18 protein-coding genes are annotated in these 18,922 nt (G+C 42.6%); 7 read left to right on the top strand and 11 right to left on the bottom strand.

From position 1 onward, the window contains the following. Positions 1–446: 446 nt before the first annotated feature. The 7 genes from azu to MIS45_RS01835 all read right to left on the bottom strand — a co-directional run bounded on the left by azu (position 447) and on the right by MIS45_RS01835 (position 7,462). The gene (azu, locus tag MIS45_RS01865; RefSeq protein ID WP_249442956.1) at positions 447–992 is read right to left on the bottom strand and encodes an azurin; all 546 of its coding nucleotides are present in this window, start codon (positions 990–992) and stop codon (positions 447–449) included. 234 nt (positions 993–1,226) lie between these two features. Continuing rightward, complete coding sequence (locus MIS45_RS01860; protein ID WP_249442955.1) at positions 1,227–1,643, bottom strand: DciA family protein; 417 nt, start codon at positions 1,641–1,643, stop codon at positions 1,227–1,229. 71 nt (positions 1,644–1,714) lie between these two features. Continuing rightward, complete coding sequence (locus MIS45_RS01855; protein ID WP_249450827.1) at positions 1,715–2,365, bottom strand: ABC transporter ATP-binding protein; 651 nt, start codon at positions 2,363–2,365, stop codon at positions 1,715–1,717. Then, positions 2,362–3,159 carry an ABC transporter permease gene (locus MIS45_RS01850; RefSeq protein WP_249451319.1) on the bottom strand — a complete coding sequence of 266 codons (798 nt, stop codon included), beginning with the start codon at positions 3,157–3,159 and terminating at the stop codon, positions 2,362–2,364. Before MIS45_RS01850 ends, MIS45_RS01855 begins: the two co-directional genes overlap by 4 nt. Before the next feature lie 358 nt (positions 3,160–3,517). Further along, complete coding sequence (locus tag MIS45_RS01845; RefSeq protein WP_430472162.1) at positions 3,518–4,666, bottom strand: capsule biosynthesis protein; 1,149 nt, start codon at positions 4,664–4,666, stop codon at positions 3,518–3,520. A gap of 176 nt (positions 4,667–4,842) precedes the next feature. Next, positions 4,843–6,045 (bottom strand): polysaccharide biosynthesis/export family protein, encoded by a 1,203-nt coding sequence (locus MIS45_RS01840; protein WP_249450826.1) that lies wholly within the window; start codon positions 6,043–6,045, stop codon positions 4,843–4,845. Between the two features lie 475 nt (positions 6,046–6,520). Beyond that, positions 6,521–7,462 (bottom strand): glycosyltransferase family 2 protein, encoded by a 942-nt coding sequence (locus tag MIS45_RS01835; RefSeq protein ID WP_249447114.1) that lies wholly within the window; start codon positions 7,460–7,462, stop codon positions 6,521–6,523. 50 nt (positions 7,463–7,512) lie between these two features. On the opposite strand from MIS45_RS01835, the gene MIS45_RS01830 reads away from it, so the two are divergent. Next, the gene (locus MIS45_RS01830; RefSeq protein ID WP_249447804.1) at positions 7,513–7,653 is read left to right on the top strand and encodes a hypothetical protein; all 141 of its coding nucleotides are present in this window, start codon (positions 7,513–7,515) and stop codon (positions 7,651–7,653) included. A gap of 100 nt (positions 7,654–7,753) precedes the next feature. On the opposite strand, the gene MIS45_RS01825 is transcribed toward MIS45_RS01830, so the two are convergent. Further along, positions 7,754–7,936: a hypothetical protein gene (locus tag MIS45_RS01825; protein ID WP_249444390.1), complete on the bottom strand. Its 183-nt coding sequence runs from the start codon at positions 7,934–7,936 to the stop codon at positions 7,754–7,756. Positions 7,937–8,196: 260 nt separating this feature from the next. On the opposite strand from MIS45_RS01825, the gene MIS45_RS01820 reads away from it, so the two are divergent. After that, positions 8,197–8,937, top strand: coding sequence for a DUF6585 family protein (locus MIS45_RS01820; protein WP_249450825.1), 741 nt, complete (start codon positions 8,197–8,199; stop codon positions 8,935–8,937). 94 nt (positions 8,938–9,031) lie between these two features. Next, entirely contained in the window at positions 9,032–9,160 is a 129-nt protein-coding gene (locus MIS45_RS11305) for a hypothetical protein (RefSeq protein WP_283397430.1), read from the top strand. Between the two features lie 184 nt (positions 9,161–9,344). Here the strand turns inward: MIS45_RS11305 and trhP are convergent, their stop codons facing one another. The 3 genes from trhP to MIS45_RS01805 all read right to left on the bottom strand — a co-directional run bounded on the left by trhP (position 9,345) and on the right by MIS45_RS01805 (position 12,318). Beyond that, a complete protein-coding gene (gene trhP / locus MIS45_RS01815) occupies positions 9,345–10,703 on the bottom strand; it encodes a prephenate-dependent tRNA uridine(34) hydroxylase TrhP (RefSeq protein ID WP_249451317.1) in 1,359 nt (452 codons plus the stop codon). Positions 10,704–10,850: 147 nt separating this feature from the next. Continuing rightward, a complete protein-coding gene (locus MIS45_RS01810; protein ID WP_249450824.1) occupies positions 10,851–11,792 on the bottom strand; it encodes a TraB/GumN family protein in 942 nt (313 codons plus the stop codon). 55 nt (positions 11,793–11,847) lie between these two features. Continuing rightward, positions 11,848–12,318 carry a hemerythrin domain-containing protein gene (locus MIS45_RS01805; RefSeq protein ID WP_249444387.1) on the bottom strand — a complete coding sequence of 157 codons (471 nt, stop codon included), beginning with the start codon at positions 12,316–12,318 and terminating at the stop codon, positions 11,848–11,850. A 179-nt stretch (positions 12,319–12,497) separates the two neighbouring features. Here MIS45_RS01805 and MIS45_RS01800 point away from each other — a divergent pair, with 179 nt between their 5' ends. The 4 genes from MIS45_RS01800 (at position 12,498) to MIS45_RS01785 (ending at position 18,898) form a co-directional block, all read left to right on the top strand. Beyond that, positions 12,498–13,289, top strand: coding sequence for a 3'-5' exonuclease (locus tag MIS45_RS01800; RefSeq protein WP_249444386.1), 792 nt, complete (start codon positions 12,498–12,500; stop codon positions 13,287–13,289). Positions 13,290–13,572: 283 nt separating this feature from the next. Next, entirely contained in the window at positions 13,573–16,356 is a 2,784-nt protein-coding gene (secA, locus tag MIS45_RS01795; RefSeq protein WP_249450823.1) for a preprotein translocase subunit SecA, read from the top strand. Positions 16,357–16,443: 87 nt separating this feature from the next. Beyond that, the gene (locus MIS45_RS01790; RefSeq protein ID WP_249444384.1) at positions 16,444–16,743 is read left to right on the top strand and encodes a DUF2818 family protein; all 300 of its coding nucleotides are present in this window, start codon (positions 16,444–16,446) and stop codon (positions 16,741–16,743) included. A 106-nt stretch (positions 16,744–16,849) separates the two neighbouring features. Further along, the gene (locus tag MIS45_RS01785; protein ID WP_249450822.1) at positions 16,850–18,898 is read left to right on the top strand and encodes a M3 family metallopeptidase; all 2,049 of its coding nucleotides are present in this window, start codon (positions 16,850–16,852) and stop codon (positions 18,896–18,898) included. Positions 18,899–18,922 lie beyond the last annotated feature (24 nt).

The following is an 18,922-nucleotide window of genomic DNA, read 5'->3' as shown; positions in this document are numbered from 1 at the left end:
CTCTAACTTATTTAACTTCTGGTCTGCTTCAAAGAAATTAACAAAAACTTAATAGGAAAATTCCAAATCAAATCTTGTATCTCTCAAAACAGTGTGAGACCATCAGGCACTCACACTTATCGGTAATCTTGCTTTTAAAGAACTCTTCTCAATCAAAATCTTGAAATATCTAACCATATGCCTTACAATCAAATATTTCTCTCTTTTAACCTCACCGCCGTAGCAGCGAAAGTCAGAACTATACGCCTACTACCCAAAACTGTCAACTAATCAACCTCAAATTTATGAGAGAAATCTATTAACATTATGAAACATTAATGAATTTTCTATTCATTATTTTTAACACAACTATAACTTTGAACTAAATAATTAGCACCTCCATTTACAAAACATACAAAATGCAGCCTGAAAATTGTTTTTCAGACTGCATTTTGAAAAAAATAAATTCATTCAACAATGGTAATTTTGCCACTCATTAGCGCTGCGTGACCAGGGAATGTACAGAAATATTCATATGCTTCGCTCTTTGCCAATTTAGCAACATCAAATGTTACGCTGGTTTCTTCTCCACCACCAATCAATTTAGTTTGTGCAACAACACGCTCATCATTAGGCTTAACGTAATCAGCTTCGATATTGGCATCAATACCATCTTTCACAACAGCGTCTTTATCGCTTACTTTACTGATGACCACATTATGCCCCATTGCTTGTTTTGCGATTGTTCCCGTGTGTTTTAAAGTAATAGTATATTGCTTACAACTTGATTTAATTGAAATTTCTTTAACATCAAATTGCATTGCATCATTACTATTAATTAAAGTTGAGCATTCATCTGCAACCACAGGTGCAGATGCTTCTACAACAGTTACTGATTCAGAGGCAGCCACTGTTGATGACGGTGCCGCTGTATTTTCCGCTGGTTTATTCTCACCACTGCAAGCTGATAAAGTTAATGCAGCTGCTGCTATCAATCCCAAATAAGTTTTCATTTTGTTTCCTTAATAATTATCCAATAATTAAAATTATCTTTCACTTAAAGTATATACCACTCCATTTGTCTTTAAGCAAATTCGTAATTATGCGCACATTTACTAGTTTAACATTGATATATATCAATTATAGTTAGTTAAAATAAAAATAATACAGCGTTACTAACTCCCTATTGTTCTGGGTGGACAGTAGTCACTGTCGCCTTGTCTGTGTTTATTTCAACTAACTATGATTTAACGATTGTGTTCTACCAGTTTTTGCATAGCATCAGCTAATTGAGGATGATGTGCTAATTGCTTGGCAGTTTGCTCAAAATAATCTAATGCTTGCTGACTGATATGGAAGTTTTTTGTACGTTTACTTTCTTGATTTTTGGGGCGAACTTTTATCCGAATTGCTTGGATACTTGTATCGATTGCCTGCAAACGTGGTAATAATGCTGGTAGTAACATTTTCAAGCGTGTCGCTGCCATAGGTGCGCTAACATGTAGAACAAGGTCATTATTTTCTATACAAACAACCTGAAAATGGGGATGTAGATTATGTGGTATTAACTGCTTTACCGCACTATCCAATTTTTTCCAATAGCGTGCGCAAGCAATTAAGTTTTTGAGTTGACCATCGTGTTCAGCTATTTTTTCTAATTGCATATTTATCCAAAAAATAAATAGGCAGCCTGAAAAACATTTTGAAATTAAAATAGTTTTCAGGCTGCCTTTAATTAAAGTTTTGCATGATAAAACGCGTAAGCATCGTCCATATTTTCAAATTGGTACATTTTACCTGCATCCAAAACCATGGCGTTGTCGCAATATTCTTTCATGGCATGATGGCTGTGCGAAACCAAAATAATGGAACGGTCTTTGCGCCGTTCAAATAATTCATAGCGGCATTTGGCTGAGAAACGTGAATCGCCTACTGCAATGACTTCGTCAATCAGGTAACAGTCAAACTCAACTGCCAAAGATAGAGCAAAAGCTAATCTTGCCTTCATACCTGATGAATAGCGTTTCACAGGCTCATTGAGATAATGCCCTAATTCGGAAAATTCTTCAGTAAAATCGCGCATATAATCCATATCCACATCGTAAATACGGCAAATGAAACGCAAATTATCCATGCCTGTTAAACTGCCTTGAAATGCGCCAGAAAATGCCAATGGCCAAGAAATGCTCATGCTGCGGCGAATTTCTCCTTCGGTAGGTTCTTCTACACCACTAATCAGGCGAATTAGAGTAGATTTCCCTGCACCATTTCGTCCCAAAATACCGATTTTTTCGCCTTTATGGAGTGTGAAATTAATATCATCTAACACCCATTTCCAGCCTTGTCGAGTTTGATAGCGTTTGCTTACATGGTCAACTTGAATCATGATGCCTCCACTCCTTTGCTGACCTGTTTTATCATTACCAAGCCTAACCAAAGTAGGAATAAATTACACAATATTAAATATGTTGGATTTTCATAAGTGATTGCTGCGACACCAAAATAACCATGACGGAACATTTCTGTACCATGCACCATTGGTAATTTCAACATAATTTCTTGTGCTTGCTGTGGCAAAGAATGAACAAAGAAGAATACACCTGATAATGGCATCATGACAAAACTTAATGTTCCCCAAATTTTACCAAACACTTCAAAACGATAAGCAATGGCACAAATCACCATACCCAAACCAAAGGCAAAAACGGCCATCATCAACCATGCCAACAACATATAAAATAAGTCATCGGGCGCAGGCATCCAACCAATTAGAACCAGTACCGTCATAATACCAATTTGCGCAATGGTTGCTCCTGCGACTTCTAATAACATACGCGAAATCAAAGTATCCAGTACACGCACATTGCGATGATACAACAAACTTTGATTGCCCGTAATAGCACCAATCGCTCGATTAGAAGCATTGCGCCACATCATCACCATCGGATACCCTGTCAAAATAAATGCCACAATATTCAATGATGAAAAATGATGCGCACGCACAAATTTCCACATCAATACAATCAGCATAGTCATGATTAATGGCTCAACAAACAGCCATAAAAATCCAATATTTGCACGACCATAACGCGTAATAATTTCACGCATAAGCAATGCACCGATGACTCGTTTTTGTATCATCAGTGACTGCCAAAAAGTGGTTTTGTGCAAATTTTTGATTGGATTTTCCATGTGTTGATTCGATATATAATGGTTTTCAGGCTGCCTTTTGAATAAAGTTTTCAACCAAATCAGCCATAAAGCCATTCTCATGCCCCAGTTATCTAGATGCGTGATTTTGCTCGTAGAACCTGTTGCATATTTAAATTGTCGCGTTTCACTAGGTGACTGCGTCGGCATTGGCTTGGGCAGAACAACCGCCTTTACCGCATGCTTGGGCTTTTGCACCGTTTTTTCAGGCTGCCTTTTGAATAAAAACCGACATAACCACAAAAAAAACAATGTAATTTTCATGCAAATTTGGTCTTTTTTATTCAACAACGCATCGCCAAATAAAGGAGATGGCGAATTTTTCATATTAATTTTTATGTTCGCGGACGCTTGCTGCCATCAAGCTCAAAATACCATAAATCATAAAACCAATGATAAATGTGGCAACAATGTTATACAAACGATTAGGCAGTTGCGCCATATCAGGTTTACTGGGTTGCGACACCACTTCCAAATACAACTGTTGACGGTCTGCTTCCGCTTTCGCACTTTCCAATGAACTAATCGCAACCGTTAATTGTTTTTCTGCCAATTCATTATCCAAGGCAAGTCTTTGATATTCCGCTGCTTTATTAGCAATGGACTTACCAGTCGCCCCCGTCATCATTTGAGATTGCCGCGCAATTTCTCTCAACAAACTTTTTTCGCGTGTTTCCAATCCTGAAATTTGTGGGTTATCAGGCGTAACCGAACGCACTTGGTCTAATTGCGTTTGAATAGAAATCAGCTCATCTTGCAATTTAGAAATCAATGCCATTTGCATGCCTGATTGTTCTTTCAAATCCAACACGCCATTGGCAACACGAAATTGCATCAATGCATCAGCAGCATTGCGTACCTTTTCTTGCGCAATTTCAACAGCTTGCTCCGAAAAAGCCACCGTATCTTTACGCGCACGGTCATTGATTTGGTTAATCAAATCTTCGCCTTTTTCCAACAATAACGCATTGATTTTATGCGATTCATCTGCAGAAAAGGATTGTACACGCAAAGTGGTAATGCCTGAAACGGTATCCAAATTTGCGCTCAATTTTTTGCGATAATATTGATAAAACGCTTCTTCCGAATCTTCCCAACCGAAACCATTAAAACGACTGAATACATCGCCTTTTTGTTCGTACCAAGAACGCACTGGAATGGTTTTATTCAATTCATCTAATGCTGTACGCGAACGCATATATTCTTGCACCGCATAAGTATCATCTTGCGAACGCGACATACCAACATTTTGGAACAACGCCTCCAAACCCACCGCGCTGTTATGCTTGCTTGCTGAACGGATAATGAAACTGGATTCTGACACATACTGGTCAGATGCAATCATGCCAAAATATACGCCCGAAGTGATGGTCGGCAAAATCACACAAATCCACAATAACCAATTAAATGGTTTTCGTTTTTTCATTCTGACTGACGATGCAGGTTCAGGCACAGGAGCAGGCAGAATTTTAGGCAATTCCACCGCATTTTCAGGCTGTGCTTGAGGTTGTTGATTTTCTTGTGGCTCAGACATTTGCTGGGTTTCCTTTAATTACCAGCCCATAAACAAGTTTCAGGCTGCCTTAAATCATACTTAATTTAAAATAAGGCAGCCTGAAAACCTGTTTTTATCTTTCAGGCTGCCTTTTATAATTAATTAGTTAAACTTTCAATACTATTGACACCGCTAACCACAGGCGAGAACAATAATTGCAGGAATTTCTGCAATTCAGATGCTGGCGCGTTAGCAACATAAATCACATCTTTATCTTGCATCGCAAAACGTTGCAACCAAAACAGCGAATGTGGCTCCATTAAATTGATACGATACACTACAGGAATGCTCATGTGGTCAACATAACCTTGATTGCGCCAAGTGATTTGCTCATCGGCAGACAAACTATTCAACGGTTGATAGCGAAACACAAACACCCCACGCGCATCAGAACGGCGGTCAAGCAAGCCACCTACCGTACCCAAAGCCTCACTCAAATTCATACCTTTTGCGGCGAAATTAACCGTTTGATTTTTGCTGACTGCGCCCAACGCAGTAAAACTCAATGGATTGGATTGCATGGTCAGCACATCGCCCGAACGCAACACAATATTTTGTTCAGGTTCGGCTGTGATGCGTTCCAGCGCAACGGTTCGCACTTGATTACCGCGCGTCAGTTGCAAAGAAATATCTTGCACACCGCTTTCCACGCCCCCCACCGCTGCCACCGCATCCAACACACGTTCACGATGCGAAGTCAGTGGCATACGCACACTTTTCCCTGCACGAATCACAGTTGCATTGGCAGAATTATTTTGCACCACACGCACCAAAGCCTGTGGCTGATTGGCTTTGCGGCGCAGACCCGCAATAATTTGTTGTTGCACCTGTTCTGGTGTTTTACCGCGCACATTCAGGCTGCCTAAAAATGGAACAGACACCGTACCATTTGCACCAACCATTTGTTCAGGTAATTTAACGGTTTGCGCCGAACCTGCGCCCATAGAATTGATTGCGCCACCAAATAACACCGCTGGCGGCGATTCCCACAAGGTAATTTCCAACACATCACCCATGCCAATCGCATCAGGATTATTCGCGCGACCACCTGCCAAATCCGTCAAAGATTGTGGCGCATTCGCTTGTGCCAAACGCATGGAAACCGCATCATTCAAATCAATAATTTCCACTTTGGGTAACTCGGCTTCAGGTTGCGGTTCTACCGCAGGTTGCGTAGGCATTGCACTAACTGTTTTCAAACTGGGACCTGAACTCGGTAAAGTAGGGCAGCCTGAAAGCACACTGGTTGCCAATAAAACGCAAATAGGCAAACGCAAATGGGAAAATGTTGAATGTTTCATAACAAACTTTGTGCGCAAAAATAAAATCGTCCTATTCTAGCAGTTTTAATAGCAGCCTGAAAGCTAGGGTATGCAAAAAGGCAACCTGAAAATATGAGCTGTAGTATTTTCAGGCTGAAACCTTTGCAAAACCTATATCAGACTACCTGAAAATCAGTTGGGTTGGATGTTCGTATCCAACGTGTTATAGTCGGTTAAAAAAATAATACCGCATTGCCAGCTTCCTTATGTACTCATAGTCGTTTCAAATTAAAATAGGACAAGGCGACAACGACCGCTGTGTACATCTAGTACATAAGAGCGTTGGCAACGCTGTACTATTTGTATTTGAAACGACTATACTTGTACACAGCGGTCGCTGTCGCCTTGTCTTAAATTTTTATTTAAACCGACTATAAATCAAAATAAATATTTGTTAAATATGAAAAATATTGGATTCAAGAATCTGGTCTGTGATTTGAGTTTTGCAAAGATTTCAGCCTGAAAATGAATTTTTAGGTAACAAGTTTTGCCATATTGTTGCCCTGTGTAATAAATACGCCAATAGACTGGCACGATTTTCGCCCAATATAGTTTGGGTTTCTGATTGAACACGCTGTGCTATTGCAATGCCATGCTTGGCTTGTTCCAAAGATAAAGTGTAATTTCCAAAACCATGGCAAATTGCGGTCAAATCACCAACCTCTTTTTCTGTCAGATTGGGAAATAATCGGGCAACCAGTTTTTGCAATGAAATTTGCACTGCGGTATTCAGGGCATCGGTGTTTTGTGCAGTCAGTTGTGATGCGTGAATGCGGTAATGTAGTAATGGTTTTTGTAAATTAGCAAACTTTGCGCCTTGCAATGCACATTGTATCCACATATCAAAATCGCCTGCTACACGCATGCTTTCTGTATAATGAATCTGGTGTTGGACAAACCAATCGTGTCGCCACATGGTTGTAGGGTTATATAAATTACCCGCCGCATGAAATAAGCGAACTTTGATATCTGCATCATCAGCAGGTGGTGTGGCAATTTCGCTCCCTTCCCCGAAATTTTTATAAAGATACATCGCTGTTCCCAATACGGTAATATCTGGATGCTTATCTAAATACTCAATTTGTTCCTCAAAACGTGTTTCTAGACAAATATCATCTGCATCCATGCGGGCGACATAATCTACATGCATCAACCGAGTAATATCCATAGCAGTATTAACTGCAGCAGCTTCTCCACCATTTTCGGCTCGATGATACACGCGCAAACGTTTTTCATGCCGTGCATAGCGTTCCAAAATTTCGCCACTTGTATCCGTTGAACCGTCATTAACAGCAACGATGCAGAAATCCATAAATGTTTGATTACTTAAAGATTGTAGACAATCTAATAAGTATGTTTCGGCATTATAAACAGGGAGAATGACACAGAATTTCATAATGTGGTTCCAAAATTTTGAATGAAAATGGGTTTATTATAGTGAAGGAATTGAGCAAGGTCGCCAATTTTGATGTGTTAAATCATTTGTTAAGTCATTCAGATGCGCTGGATAGTGAAGATGATGTTGAAGATGTATTGAATATTTTTCAGGCTGCCTTTCAAACACGACAATTTGCAGGTCGGGCATGAATGCCCGACCTACGGAAACTCGTTGCCCACGCGTTGTAATGGTAAAATTCATTGACCGTAAATGATTAAAAAAACAAAGTTGAGTTTTTACCCAACTTTTTTATTTCAGGCCGCCTGAAATAAAATATTTCACATTAAAACATCCACTTGAATGTATGCGATTGAACTGCGTGTGCGAGCCATAATCTTCATGGTCGGGATAATAAAAGGCTTTTTGAGCGCAAGCCGTTAAAATCATCACGCCTGCGATAAAAACAATGAATATACCCAGAATTTTTTTCATGATTTTATCCTTTTGAAATTTTCAGGCTGCCTTGCAGTATATGATAAAAATAACAGTAGGGTGCGCTGTGCGCACCAAATTTACCACAATATTTAAATTATTCAGCCACTTAATGCGCACGGCGCACCCTACATTTTCGTGATTGGAAAAATGGTCGTGTACTGTAAGGCTGCCTGAAAAATAAACTTGTTTACTTTGTTACAGGGAGGGTAGAATAGCGTCCTTTTCACAATTTTACTTTTTTTTACAGGATTTTTTTTATGAACGCTCCCCGACAATTCGGTCAGCACAGATTGACCACACACAAATCCAAACGCTTGATGATACTCTGGTTTGCCATTTTTGCCTTGCCTGTGTGGGTGTTGTTTGATTCTTGGCTGGAAAACAAAAATCCACATATGTGGATTTTCATGTTTTTGCTGTACGCGCCCGCTTTGTATATGTTGGCGAGTTGCTTGCGTTCCCGTTTGCACATTTACGAAAATGGCTTGATTTATCAATCGCTTCTCGGCACAAAAACCGTTGCGTTTAAACCGAATATGCAGATGTACATCACGCGCATTCAAGAAAAAATGTATGGCGTGAACACGGCGCGACACGTTGGCGTGCGTTTGGTGCAAAAAGATGACACCGTCAAAATTCCGTCTTCGTTTGTAGATATGGAAGAAGTGATTGAAATTTTGTTGGATTATCAAGCCAATACCATGTTGCCCACCATGACCCAAGCGTTTAACGATGGCAAAACCTTGAATTTTGGTGCAATCAAATTGAACAACCGCATGATTAGCGTAAAAGACAAAAAATTCCCGTTTGAACAATTAAGCGAGATTGAAGTGGACAGGGGCGTTTTGCGTTTTTACACGCACAACAATTCGGGCGGTATGCTGCAAAAAGGCGCGGCGTATGTGGAATTGAGCAAGGTCGCCAATTTTGATGTGTTAAATCATTTGTTAAGCCAATCAGATGCGCTGGATAGTGAAGATGATGTGAAGATACATTGATATTTTTCAGGCAGCCTTACAGTACGCGACAATTTGTAGGTCAGGCATTTATGCCCGACATCGACATCATAACGGTCTATTGTGTCGGGCATGAATGCCCGACCTACGGAAACTGGATAATGAAGATGATGTCAAAGATGTATTGAGTTTTTCAGGCAGCCTGAAAAGTTTTTGCAAAGGTTTTAGCCTTTCAATACACGACAAAAATAGTTGGATTGCCTGAAATCTGTTCCCTCTCCCGCTGGCGGGGGAGGGTTAGGGTGGGGGTGGTTCGTTGATTTACAAGAATATTTATTTGCTGCACACAATTGCCCCCACCCTAGCCCTCCCCCGTTTGGGACGGGGGAGGAGACAAGTTTCTGGCACAACAAAAAATTGTTGTGTTGAAAGGCAGCCTGAAAATTCATTTACCCATTCTGAATCACACGCGCCACCAACGCCTTTTCGCGTCCGTGCATATTCGGGATTTGCACCTGAATGCCGTTACCAGCCGCCACGTCCACAAATTCCCCTTTGCGTTTCATTTGTGCTAATGTAATCAACTGATTACCGCTTGGGTGGATAATTTCCAACAAATCGCCCACCGAAAATTTGTTTTTCACATCAATGGTCGCCCAACCTTCTGAATCAATGTGGGAAATTTGCCCAACAAACTGACTTTGTTTCGCAATGGAATGACCGTACAAATAATTTTGGTAATCTTGCGTTTGGTGGCGTTCCAAAAAGCCCGATGTGTAACCGCGATTTGCCAAGCCTTCCAATTCGGCTAATAAGCTGTAATCAAATGGTTTTCCAGCCACCGCATCATCAATCGCCTTGCGGTACGCTTGCGCCACACGCGCCACATAGTAAACCGACTTGGTACGCCCTTCCACTTTCAGGCTATCCACGCCAATTTCTGCTAATTTTGCCACTTGCTCAATCGCGCGTAAGTCTTTGGAATTCATGATATAAGTGCCGTGTTCGTCTTCCATAATTGGCATCAATTCGTTGGGACGATTGCTCTCTTCAATCAGGAAAACTTTGTTGGCAGCAGGGTGGCGTTTTTGTCCGTTAATGCCTTCAAATGCGCTATTGGCTTCTTCTTGTGCTGCATTAAAATTGAACCCACTCAATAATTTAGCATCGCCCATTTCGTCTTCTTCTGCATTATGGACTTTGTAATCCCAACGACAAGAATTGGTGCAAGTGCCTTGATTTGGGTCGCGATGATTGAAATATCCCGATAATAAACAACGACCTGAATACGCAATACACAATGCGCCATGCACAAATACTTCCAATTCAATATCGGGGCATTGTTGGCGGATTTCGGCGATTTCTTCCAAACTCAATTCGCGCGACAAAATAATGCGTTCCACGCCAATGTTTTGCCAAAATTTCACGCCCCAATAATTGGTGGTGTTCGCTTGCACGGAAAGGTGGATTGGCATGTTGGGATATTTTTCACGCACTTGCATAATCAACCCTGGGTCTGCCATGATGAGTGCGTCAGGTTTCATGGCGATAAGTGGTTCCATATCGCTGTGAAAGGTTTTTAATTTGCTGTTATGTGGCAAGGTATTAACAGTTAAAAAGAATTTTTTGCCACGCGCGTGAGCTTCGCTAATGCCTTGTTGCAAAACATCTAATTTGGCAAATTCATTGTTGCGCGCACGCAAAGAATAACGTGGCGAACCTGCATAAACCGCGTCTGCACCAAAATCAAATGCAGCACGCATACGTTCTAAACCACCTGCGGGGAGGAGTAATTCGGGGGATTTCATGTGTTCATCTTTCTTAAAATAGGTTTCAGGCAGCCTGAAAATGATTTTTTTCAGGCTGCCTGAATGTGTTTTAAAGGCTTGCGAATTATCGTCTTTTTTATAAAATCGGTCAATTTTCAGGCTGCCTGAAAATGGTATGTAATCCAATCAGTTCATTGGCAATTTCTGCGTAGGCAAAATTGGCGTAACTGTGTAGCCTTGTTTGCGTAGTAACACAATCAAACCGTGTTCGCCAAATAAATGCAATGCACCTACTGCCACCAATGTCGGTTTTTCAGGCAGCATTTGTGTGAGTTTGGGCAACCAGTTTTCATTGCGTTGACGCAGCAGTTGGTCTGCCAAAAAATGTTTTAAATAGGCGACATCTTGCGGTGCGGCGGAATAACGAAATGCAGCGTTTGAAGTATCGTGCGCCCAAATTTTTCGCGCTTGATTATTTTTGTACCATTGCCATGATTTTTCGGCTTCGCGTTTGGCGTTATCCACATTTTTCAAGCGCATATCAATGCTGCGGACAATCACATCGTTGGGTATGGTACGCAGCATGATTAAAGGTTCGGTGGTTTCCAAACCAAAAATCGGCATTTTTTGTGCAATGGCAGCATTTTCTAATTGCGAATCTATGCCTGATTCCAAGCTAAAATGGCTTGGCATAAGGGCAAATTCGGAAAAATACCATGCTGCCCATGGCGCAGTGTATGCTTTCGCATCAAACAAAGGCAAGGTTTCACGAACAGCACTTTGAGCAACCAATGCGTGTAATTTTTTCACGCGTTCCATGCCGAGATTTTCGCCCAAAGTTTTGTGAGATACCATGAAACGCATCATGGATACCATTCCTATCACATTGTTTTTGTCTTCGTGTGATTCCATAACCAGTTGCTGACTGCGCGATAAGGCAGCCTGAACATTGGGCGGTAATGGCGTATTTTTCGGCGCGATGTGCATGGTGCCAACTAAATAACTGGTGGGTTGATTGGCTTTGCTAATGCGCCACAAAAAAGTATCGGCTTCGGGCGCACCATTGGCAGCAAACGCGCGAACGGTGGCGAAGAAAAAGATAATAATAAGTAATATTTTGTTTTTCATAATGTTTCTTTCATATAAAGGCAGCCTAAAAAGTTTTCAGGCTGCCTTTTTTGAATTATTCATTCAATGCACGCGGAAACAAAATCTCATTTTCCAACTTAATATGATTTTGCAAATCTTCCACAAATTCATTCAGTTGCGCGTACAAACTATTCCAGCTACGACACGCATCTGCTGGTGGCGTCAAATTATCCGTGATTGCCAATAATTGTGCAATGGCGGCAGCATGGTCATCGTGTTCCAACATCATCATGCGTACAGGCATCGCCGCATTGCTGCCCATGCCGTTTTTAATCATCGGAAACAATACGCGCTCTTCTTTTTGCATATGCGATTCCAATTCGGCAAACATTTGTTGCAACAAGGGCAATAAATCTGCAGAAATTTTGTCTGCATGCACACGGCTAACTTTTTCTGCCAATGGCAAAATAGATTCAGCTTGATGATGATGAGTTTCGTGAAAACGCTGTAATACATGGTCTATGGTTGTGGAAAGTGGCGCGGTTTGCCAAATATTGTCGGTCATAATGCTGTTCCTTTGGATTAAATTTTTGCTAAAACCTTATTTCAGGCTGCCTATTCTTTAAGTTTCATATTTTATGAAACTTTATGCAGCAAGAAAACCATTTTTTGTAGGAGCTAATCTTTACACGCGCACAACAATGTATAATATGGCATTTTTTCTATTTTTTTTCAGGCTGCATCATGACTCCGATTCTTGTTTTTGATATTGAAACCATTCCCGATGCACACGCCATTCGTGTTTTGCATCAACTGCCCGATACATTGAGCGATGCCGAAGTGGTGGAATTTGCCGCGCAACAACGCCGCGCCAAAACAGGCAGCGATTTTATGCCGCATCATTTGCATCGCGTGGTGGCGATTTCCTGCTGTTTGCGCTGGAACGACAAAATTCACATCAACACGCTCAGCAAAACCAATAGCAGTGAAGCGGAAATGATTGCTGAATTTTTCAAATTGATAGACAAATATACGCCGCAATTAGTCAGTTGGAATGGTGGTGGATTTGATTTGCCTGTGTTGCATTATCGCGCTTTGATTCACGGTATTCAGGCTGCCCGTTATTGGGATATGGGCGAAGGTGATTTCCGCGACAGCCGTGATTTCAAATACAATAATTATATCAATCGCTATCACAATCGCCATTGTGATTTAATGGATTTATTGGCGATGTACACAGGTCGCGCCAACGCACCGCTGGACGATTTAGCTAAATTGTGTGGTTTCCCTGGTAAATTGGGGATGGACGGTGGACAAGTGTGGCAAGCGTATCAAGACGGCAAAATCCAAGAAATCCGCGATTATTGTGAAACCGATGTCGCCAATACCTATCTTGTATTCCAACGTTATCGTTTGATGAGTGGCGCACTCACACACGAAGAATACGAATACGAAATAGAAAAATGCCATGAATATTTGCTGGCTGCATCGGAAGAAAAAGAACATTGGGGCGTATTTTTAGATGCTTGGGAATAAAGATTTTCAGGCTGCCTTTTTAATATAGTGGATTCAATTTAAATCAGGACAAGGCGACAGCGACCGCCGTGTACACCTAGTACATAAGGAAACTGGCAACGCTGTACTGGTTTAAATTGAATTCACTATAATAGGCAGCCTGAAAACCGTAAAATCAGGTTAAACATAACATTCAGGCAGCCAATATGCTTGTGTAAAGACTGGTATGCCCCTATTTAGTAAGGCGTATGTTAAAATTATGCCATTTTGCCACCGATGGTGGTGTTAAGGAATGCTCAATATTATGCTAACTAGTATCGCAAAAAAAATTTTTGGCAGCCGCAACGACCGACTGCTCAAACAATATCAAAAAACGGTTGATAAAATTAATGCTTTAGAAGACAGAATGAGAGCCCTGTCTGATGAACAACTCAAAGCACAAACAGGTAAACTTAAATTGCGTCTGAAAGATGGCTCTACTTTGGACGATATTTTGCCCGAAGCATTTGCCGTCTGTCGCGAAGCATCGCGCCGTGTGTTGGGTATGCGCCATTTTGATGTGCAATTGATTGGCGGTATGGTACTGCACAATGGCAAAATTGCCGAAATGCGTACAGGCGAAGGTAAAACATTGGTTGGTACATTGCCCGTGTATTTGAATGCATTGGCAGGCAAAGGCGCGCACGTTGTTACCGTGAACGATTATTTGGCAGAACGCGATGCCAATATTATGCGTCCGCTGTACAATTTTTTGGGTTTAAGCGTGGGCGTGATTTTGAGCAATCAATCGCCATTTGACCGCCAAAATGCGTATGCCAGCGACATTACTTATGGCACCAACAATGAATTTGGTTTTGACTATTTGCGCGACAATATGGTCAGCGACCAATATGATAAAGTGCAACGTGAATTGAACTTCGCCGTTGTGGACGAAGTAGACAGTATTTTGATTGATGAAGCGCGTACACCTTTGATTATTTCGGGTCAAGCCGATGATAATATTGAGCTGTACAAAATCATGAACCAAGTTCCAGCGTATCTGCAACGCCAAGAAAAAGAAGACAGCACAGAAGGCGATTACTGGGTGGACGAGAAAAACCATCAAGTTACTTTGTCTGAACACGGTCATGAACGCGCTGAAGAAGTGCTGACACAACTGAATTTGTTGAAAGAAGGCGAATCACTGTATTCTGCTGGCAACATCATGTTGATGCATCACTTGATGGCAGCTTTGCGCGCGCATACTTTGTTCCATCGCGACCAGCATTATGTGGTAAAACCCGATGAACAAGGGCAGCCTGAAATCGTGATTGTGGACGAACACACGGGTCGTTTGATGGACGGTCGCCGTTGGTCAGATGGTTTGCATCAGGCGGTGGAAGCCAAAGAAGGCGTGGAAATCAAAAAAGAAAACCAAACTTTGGCGAGTATCACGTTCCAAAACTATTTCCGTTTGTACAGCAAATTGTCAGGCATGACGGGTACGGCGGATACAGAAGCCTATGAATTTCAAAGTATTTACGGTTTGGAAACGGTGATTATTCCAACCAATAAACCGATTCAACGTAAAGACTACAACGACCAAATTTTCCGTACTGCCGAAGAAAAATACGAAGCCGTTATCAAAGACATTAAAGACTGTTTTGAGCGTGGGCAGCCTGTATTGGTGGGTACGACTACGATTGAAAATTCGGAATTGGTTTCTACTTTATTGAAACGCGAAGGCTTACCACACAATGTATTGAACGCCAAAGAGCATCAGCGCGAAGCCTTGATTGTGGCGCAAGCAGGTAAACCCAGCATGATTACTGTTGCCACTAATATGGCAGGTCGCGGTACAGATATTGTCTTGGGTGGCAATGTTAAACATCAAGCCGAAGCGATTATGGCGGACGAAACGCTGCCTGAAAAAGAAAAACGCGCACAAATTCAAGCTTTGGAAGACAATTGGGAAGCTGACCACAAAGCGGTGGTGGAAGCAGGCGGTTTGCATATTATTGGTACAGAACGCCACGAAAGCCGCCGCATTGACAATCAGTTGCGCGGTCGTTCAGGTCGTCAAGGCGACCCAGGTTCCAGCCGTTTCTATTTATCGTTTGAAGACCCATTGTTGCGCTTGTTTGCACTTGACCGTGCGGCAGCCATTTTGGATAAACTTGCACCCGAACCAGGGGTGGCAATTGAAGCGGGTATTTTGACACGCCAAATTGAAAACGCGCAACGCAAAGTGGAAGGTCGCAACTTTGACATGCGTAAGCAAGTGTTGGAATACGATGACGTAGCGAATGACCAACGTAAGGTATTGTATTATCGCCGCAATGAGATTTTGACCAGCAAAGACATCAGCGGCATTATCCGTGATATGCGCGAATACATCATCGGTGGTTTGGTGGATACGCATATGCCGCCAAACAGTATGGAAGAGCAATGGAATATCCCAGCATTGGAAGCAACATTGCATGAATTCCGTGTACATGCTGATATTTCAGGCTGGCTCAAAGCCGACAATTCTTTGGAAAACGAAGATGTGAAAGAACGTTTGTTGGCGCAAGTGGAAAAAGAATACCAAGAAAAAATTGATTTGGTAGGCGCGGATGCATTTGGCAATTTTGAGCGCAATATTGTGTTGCAAGTGATTGATACACAATGGCGCGAGCATTTGGCAGCAATGGATTATTTGCGTCAAGGCATTCATTTGCGTGGTTATGCACAGAAAAATCCAAAGCAAGAATACAAACGTGAAGCCTTTGAAATGTTCCAATCTTTGTGGCACAACATTCAAAATACCACCACGCAATTATTGGTATCAGTGCAAATTCAGCCAAATGAAGATGTGGTTGCCGAAAGTGAACCCGAGCAAGTTGCGATGCAAGAAGTTCATGCAGATGCGCCAAACATGGAAACATTGGCTGATGAAGCACACAACGGACTGACACGTGCTGCGTTTGACCCAAATAATGTTACCGAAGAAGACAAGCAATATTTCCCCGATGCGTTGGAGCGCGCTGGTGTTGCCGTGCATCGCAACGACCCCTGCCCTTGTGGTAGCGGTTTGAAATACAAGCAATGTCATGGTCGCTTGGTATAAATCATAATCTGTTTCAGGCTGCCTTTTCATAATACAAAAGGCAGCCTGAAAACAATTTGAAACCTTTGAATTTAAAAAGGATAAGCAATGACTGCCCCCATGTACACTTTATTATTGCTCACATTGATATTAGCCAACTTCCCTTTTCTGACCCAACGCGGCTTTGGTTTTTTGCCATTGAGACAAAAACGCATTGTGCATCATATAGTTGAATCAATAATTGGATTTTTAATCATTGGTGTGATTGCTTATGTGCTGGAAAGTCGTGCAGGTTCGGTACATGCGCAGAGTTGGGAATTCTATGTTACTTGCGTGTGTTTGTATCTTGTATTTGCTTTTCCAGCATTTGTCTGGCGATATTTTTGGCAAGGACGTAATAAAGAATAACAAAAGGCAGCCTGAAAATGATTAATGATTTTCAGGCTGCCTTTATCTTGTATTTTTTCGAATTAACCCCAAATAATAGCAACTTTTATTTCATACGAAAGACATTATGATGAGTGATATTTTATTGAATTTAGACCACGAACCCGATTTCCGCGCCATTGACACCGCGCAAATCAAACCCGCTATGCAAACCGCCATTGCCGAAGCCCGCACCCAAATCGCTGAAATCAAAGCGCAAAGCGAAACCACTTGGCAAAACACCGTAGAACGCCTGACCGACATCACCGAGCGTGTGGGCAGAATTTGGGGCGTGGTGGCGCACCTCAATTCTGTGGTGGACACACCTGAATTGCGTGCAGTTTACAATGAATTGATGCCCGAAGTTACCGTATTTTTTACGGAAATCGGGCAAGATATTGAACTTTACGCGCGTTTCAAAGAAATTAAAAATTCCGACAAATTCAAGCGTTTAGATGACGCGCAACAAGTCAAATTAAACAACGATTTACGCGGTTTCGTGTTGAGCGGTGCCGAATTGCCGCCCGAACAACAACAGCGTTTGGCAGCATTGCAAACGGAAAGCGCACAACTTTCCGCGCAATTCTCGCAAAATGTGTTGGACGCAACCGATGATTTTGCGCTTTATTTTGAAGACGTTGCCGAATTGAGCGGCATTCCCGAAGACGCGCTCGCCATGTTTCAGGCTGCCGCGCAAGCGGAAGGCAAATCGGGCTACAAAGTCGGCTTGCAAATGCCACACTACATTGCCGTGATGCAATATGCCGACAAACGCGATTTGCGCGAAAAAATCTACCGCGCCTACGTTACCCGTGCCAGCGAATTGGGCAAAGCGGAATGGGACAACACGCCCCACATCACGCGCACTTTGGAAATCGCTTTGGAAGAAGCCAACTTGCTCGGCTACAAAAATTATGCCGAATTGTCTTTGGTCACCAAAATGGCGGATACGCCCGAACAAGTGGTTGAATTTTTGCGTGATTTAGCCAAACGCGCCAAACCGTTTGCCGAAAAAGATTTGGCGGAAGTGCGCGAATTTGCCGCCAAAGAATTGGGGCTGTCTGAAATCCAATCGTGGGATTTGACTTACGCCAGCGAAAAATTGCGCCAAGCGAAATACGCGTTTTCCGAAACCGAAGTGAAAAAATATTTCCCTGCCAACAAAGTATTATCGGGCTTGTTCGCGCAAATCAAGCGTTTGTATGGCGTGAATTTGACCGAGAAAAAAGTCCCCACTTGGCACGATGACGTGCGCTATTTTGAATTGGAAAAAGGTGGCGGCATCATCGGCGGCGTGTACATGGATTTGTACGCGCGTGAAGGCAAACGCGGTGGCGCGTGGATGAACGATTATCGCGGTCGCCGCCGTTTCATCACAGGCGAAAAAGCAGGGATAATTCAAACACCTACCGCGTATTTGGTCTGCAATTTCACGCCACCTGTAAACGGCAAAGAAGCGCGTTTGAGCCACGATGAAATCATCACGCTGTTCCACGAAATGGGACACGGTTTGCACCATTTGCTGACGCGCGTGGACGAGTTGGGCGTGAGCGGCATCAATGGCGTGGAATGGGACGCGGTGGAATTGCCCAGCCAATTTATGGAAAATTTTGTTTGGGAATACAATGTGTTGGCAGAAATGTCAGCACACGAAGAAACGGGCGAAACGCTGCCTGAAACTTTGTTCAACAAAATGCTGGCGGCAAAAAATTTCCAACGCGGTCTGTTTTTGGTGCGTCAAATGGAATTTGCGCTGTTTGATATGCGCGTGTTCAGCGCGGAAAATTCAGGCAGCCTGAAAGATTGGGCGCAGACTTTGGCAGACGTGCGCCGTGAAGTGGCGGTGGTGCAACCGCCTGAATACAATCGTTTTACCAACAGTTTCAGCCACATTTTTGCAGGCGGCTACTCGGCTGGCTATTACAGCTACGCTTGGGCGGAAGTGTTGAGCGCAGACGCGTACGCAGCGTTTGAAGAATCGGACGACGTGCGCGGCACAGGGGCGCGTTTCTGGAACGAGATTTTGGCGGTGGGCGGCAGTCGCAGCGCAGCGGAAAGTTTCAAGGCGTTCCGTGGGCGTGAGCCGAGTATGGACGCGCTGTTACGGCATTCTGGGTTTGATTTGCAGGCTGCCTGAAAATTAGTTTGATGTTATTGGGGG

The sequence above is a fragment of the Wielerella bovis genome (genome assembly GCF_022354465.1).
Taxonomy (GTDB): Bacteria; Pseudomonadota; Gammaproteobacteria; order Burkholderiales; family Neisseriaceae; genus Wielerella; species Wielerella bovis.
Note: the sequence above shows the minus strand (reverse complement) of the source record. Positions and strands in the feature narration are given on the sequence as shown.

Coding starts and splice junctions, on each gene's coding strand:
- azu (WP_249442956.1), bottom strand. CDS start 992: ATGAAAACTTATTTGGGATTGATAGCAGCAGCTGCATTAACTTTATCA.
- MIS45_RS01860 (WP_249442955.1), bottom strand. CDS start 1,643: ATGCAATTAGAAAAAATAGCTGAACACGATGGTCAACTCAAAAACTTA.
- MIS45_RS01855 (WP_249450827.1), bottom strand. CDS start 2,365: ATGATTCAAGTTGACCATGTAAGCAAACGCTATCAAACTCGACAAGGC.
- MIS45_RS01840 (WP_249450826.1), bottom strand. CDS start 6,045: ATGAAACATTCAACATTTTCCCATTTGCGTTTGCCTATTTGCGTTTTA.
- MIS45_RS01835 (WP_249447114.1), bottom strand. CDS start 7,462: ATGAAATTCTGTGTCATTCTCCCTGTTTATAATGCCGAAACATACTTA.
- MIS45_RS01825 (WP_249444390.1), bottom strand. CDS start 7,936: ATGAAAAAAATTCTGGGTATATTCATTGTTTTTATCGCAGGCGTGATG.
- MIS45_RS01820 (WP_249450825.1), top strand. CDS start 8,197: ATGAACGCTCCCCGACAATTCGGTCAGCACAGATTGACCACACACAAA.
- MIS45_RS11305 (WP_283397430.1), top strand. CDS start 9,032: ATGCCCGACCTACGGAAACTGGATAATGAAGATGATGTCAAAGATGTA.
- trhP (WP_249451317.1), bottom strand. CDS start 10,703: ATGAAATCCCCCGAATTACTCCTCCCCGCAGGTGGTTTAGAACGTATG.
- MIS45_RS01810 (WP_249450824.1), bottom strand. CDS start 11,792: ATGAAAAACAAAATATTACTTATTATTATCTTTTTCTTCGCCACCGTT.
- MIS45_RS01805 (WP_249444387.1), bottom strand. CDS start 12,318: ATGACCGACAATATTTGGCAAACCGCGCCACTTTCCACAACCATAGAC.
- MIS45_RS01800 (WP_249444386.1), top strand. CDS start 12,498: ATGACTCCGATTCTTGTTTTTGATATTGAAACCATTCCCGATGCACAC.
- secA (WP_249450823.1), top strand. CDS start 13,573: ATGCTAACTAGTATCGCAAAAAAAATTTTTGGCAGCCGCAACGACCGA.
- MIS45_RS01790 (WP_249444384.1), top strand. CDS start 16,444: ATGACTGCCCCCATGTACACTTTATTATTGCTCACATTGATATTAGCC.
- MIS45_RS01785 (WP_249450822.1), top strand. CDS start 16,850: ATGATGAGTGATATTTTATTGAATTTAGACCACGAACCCGATTTCCGC.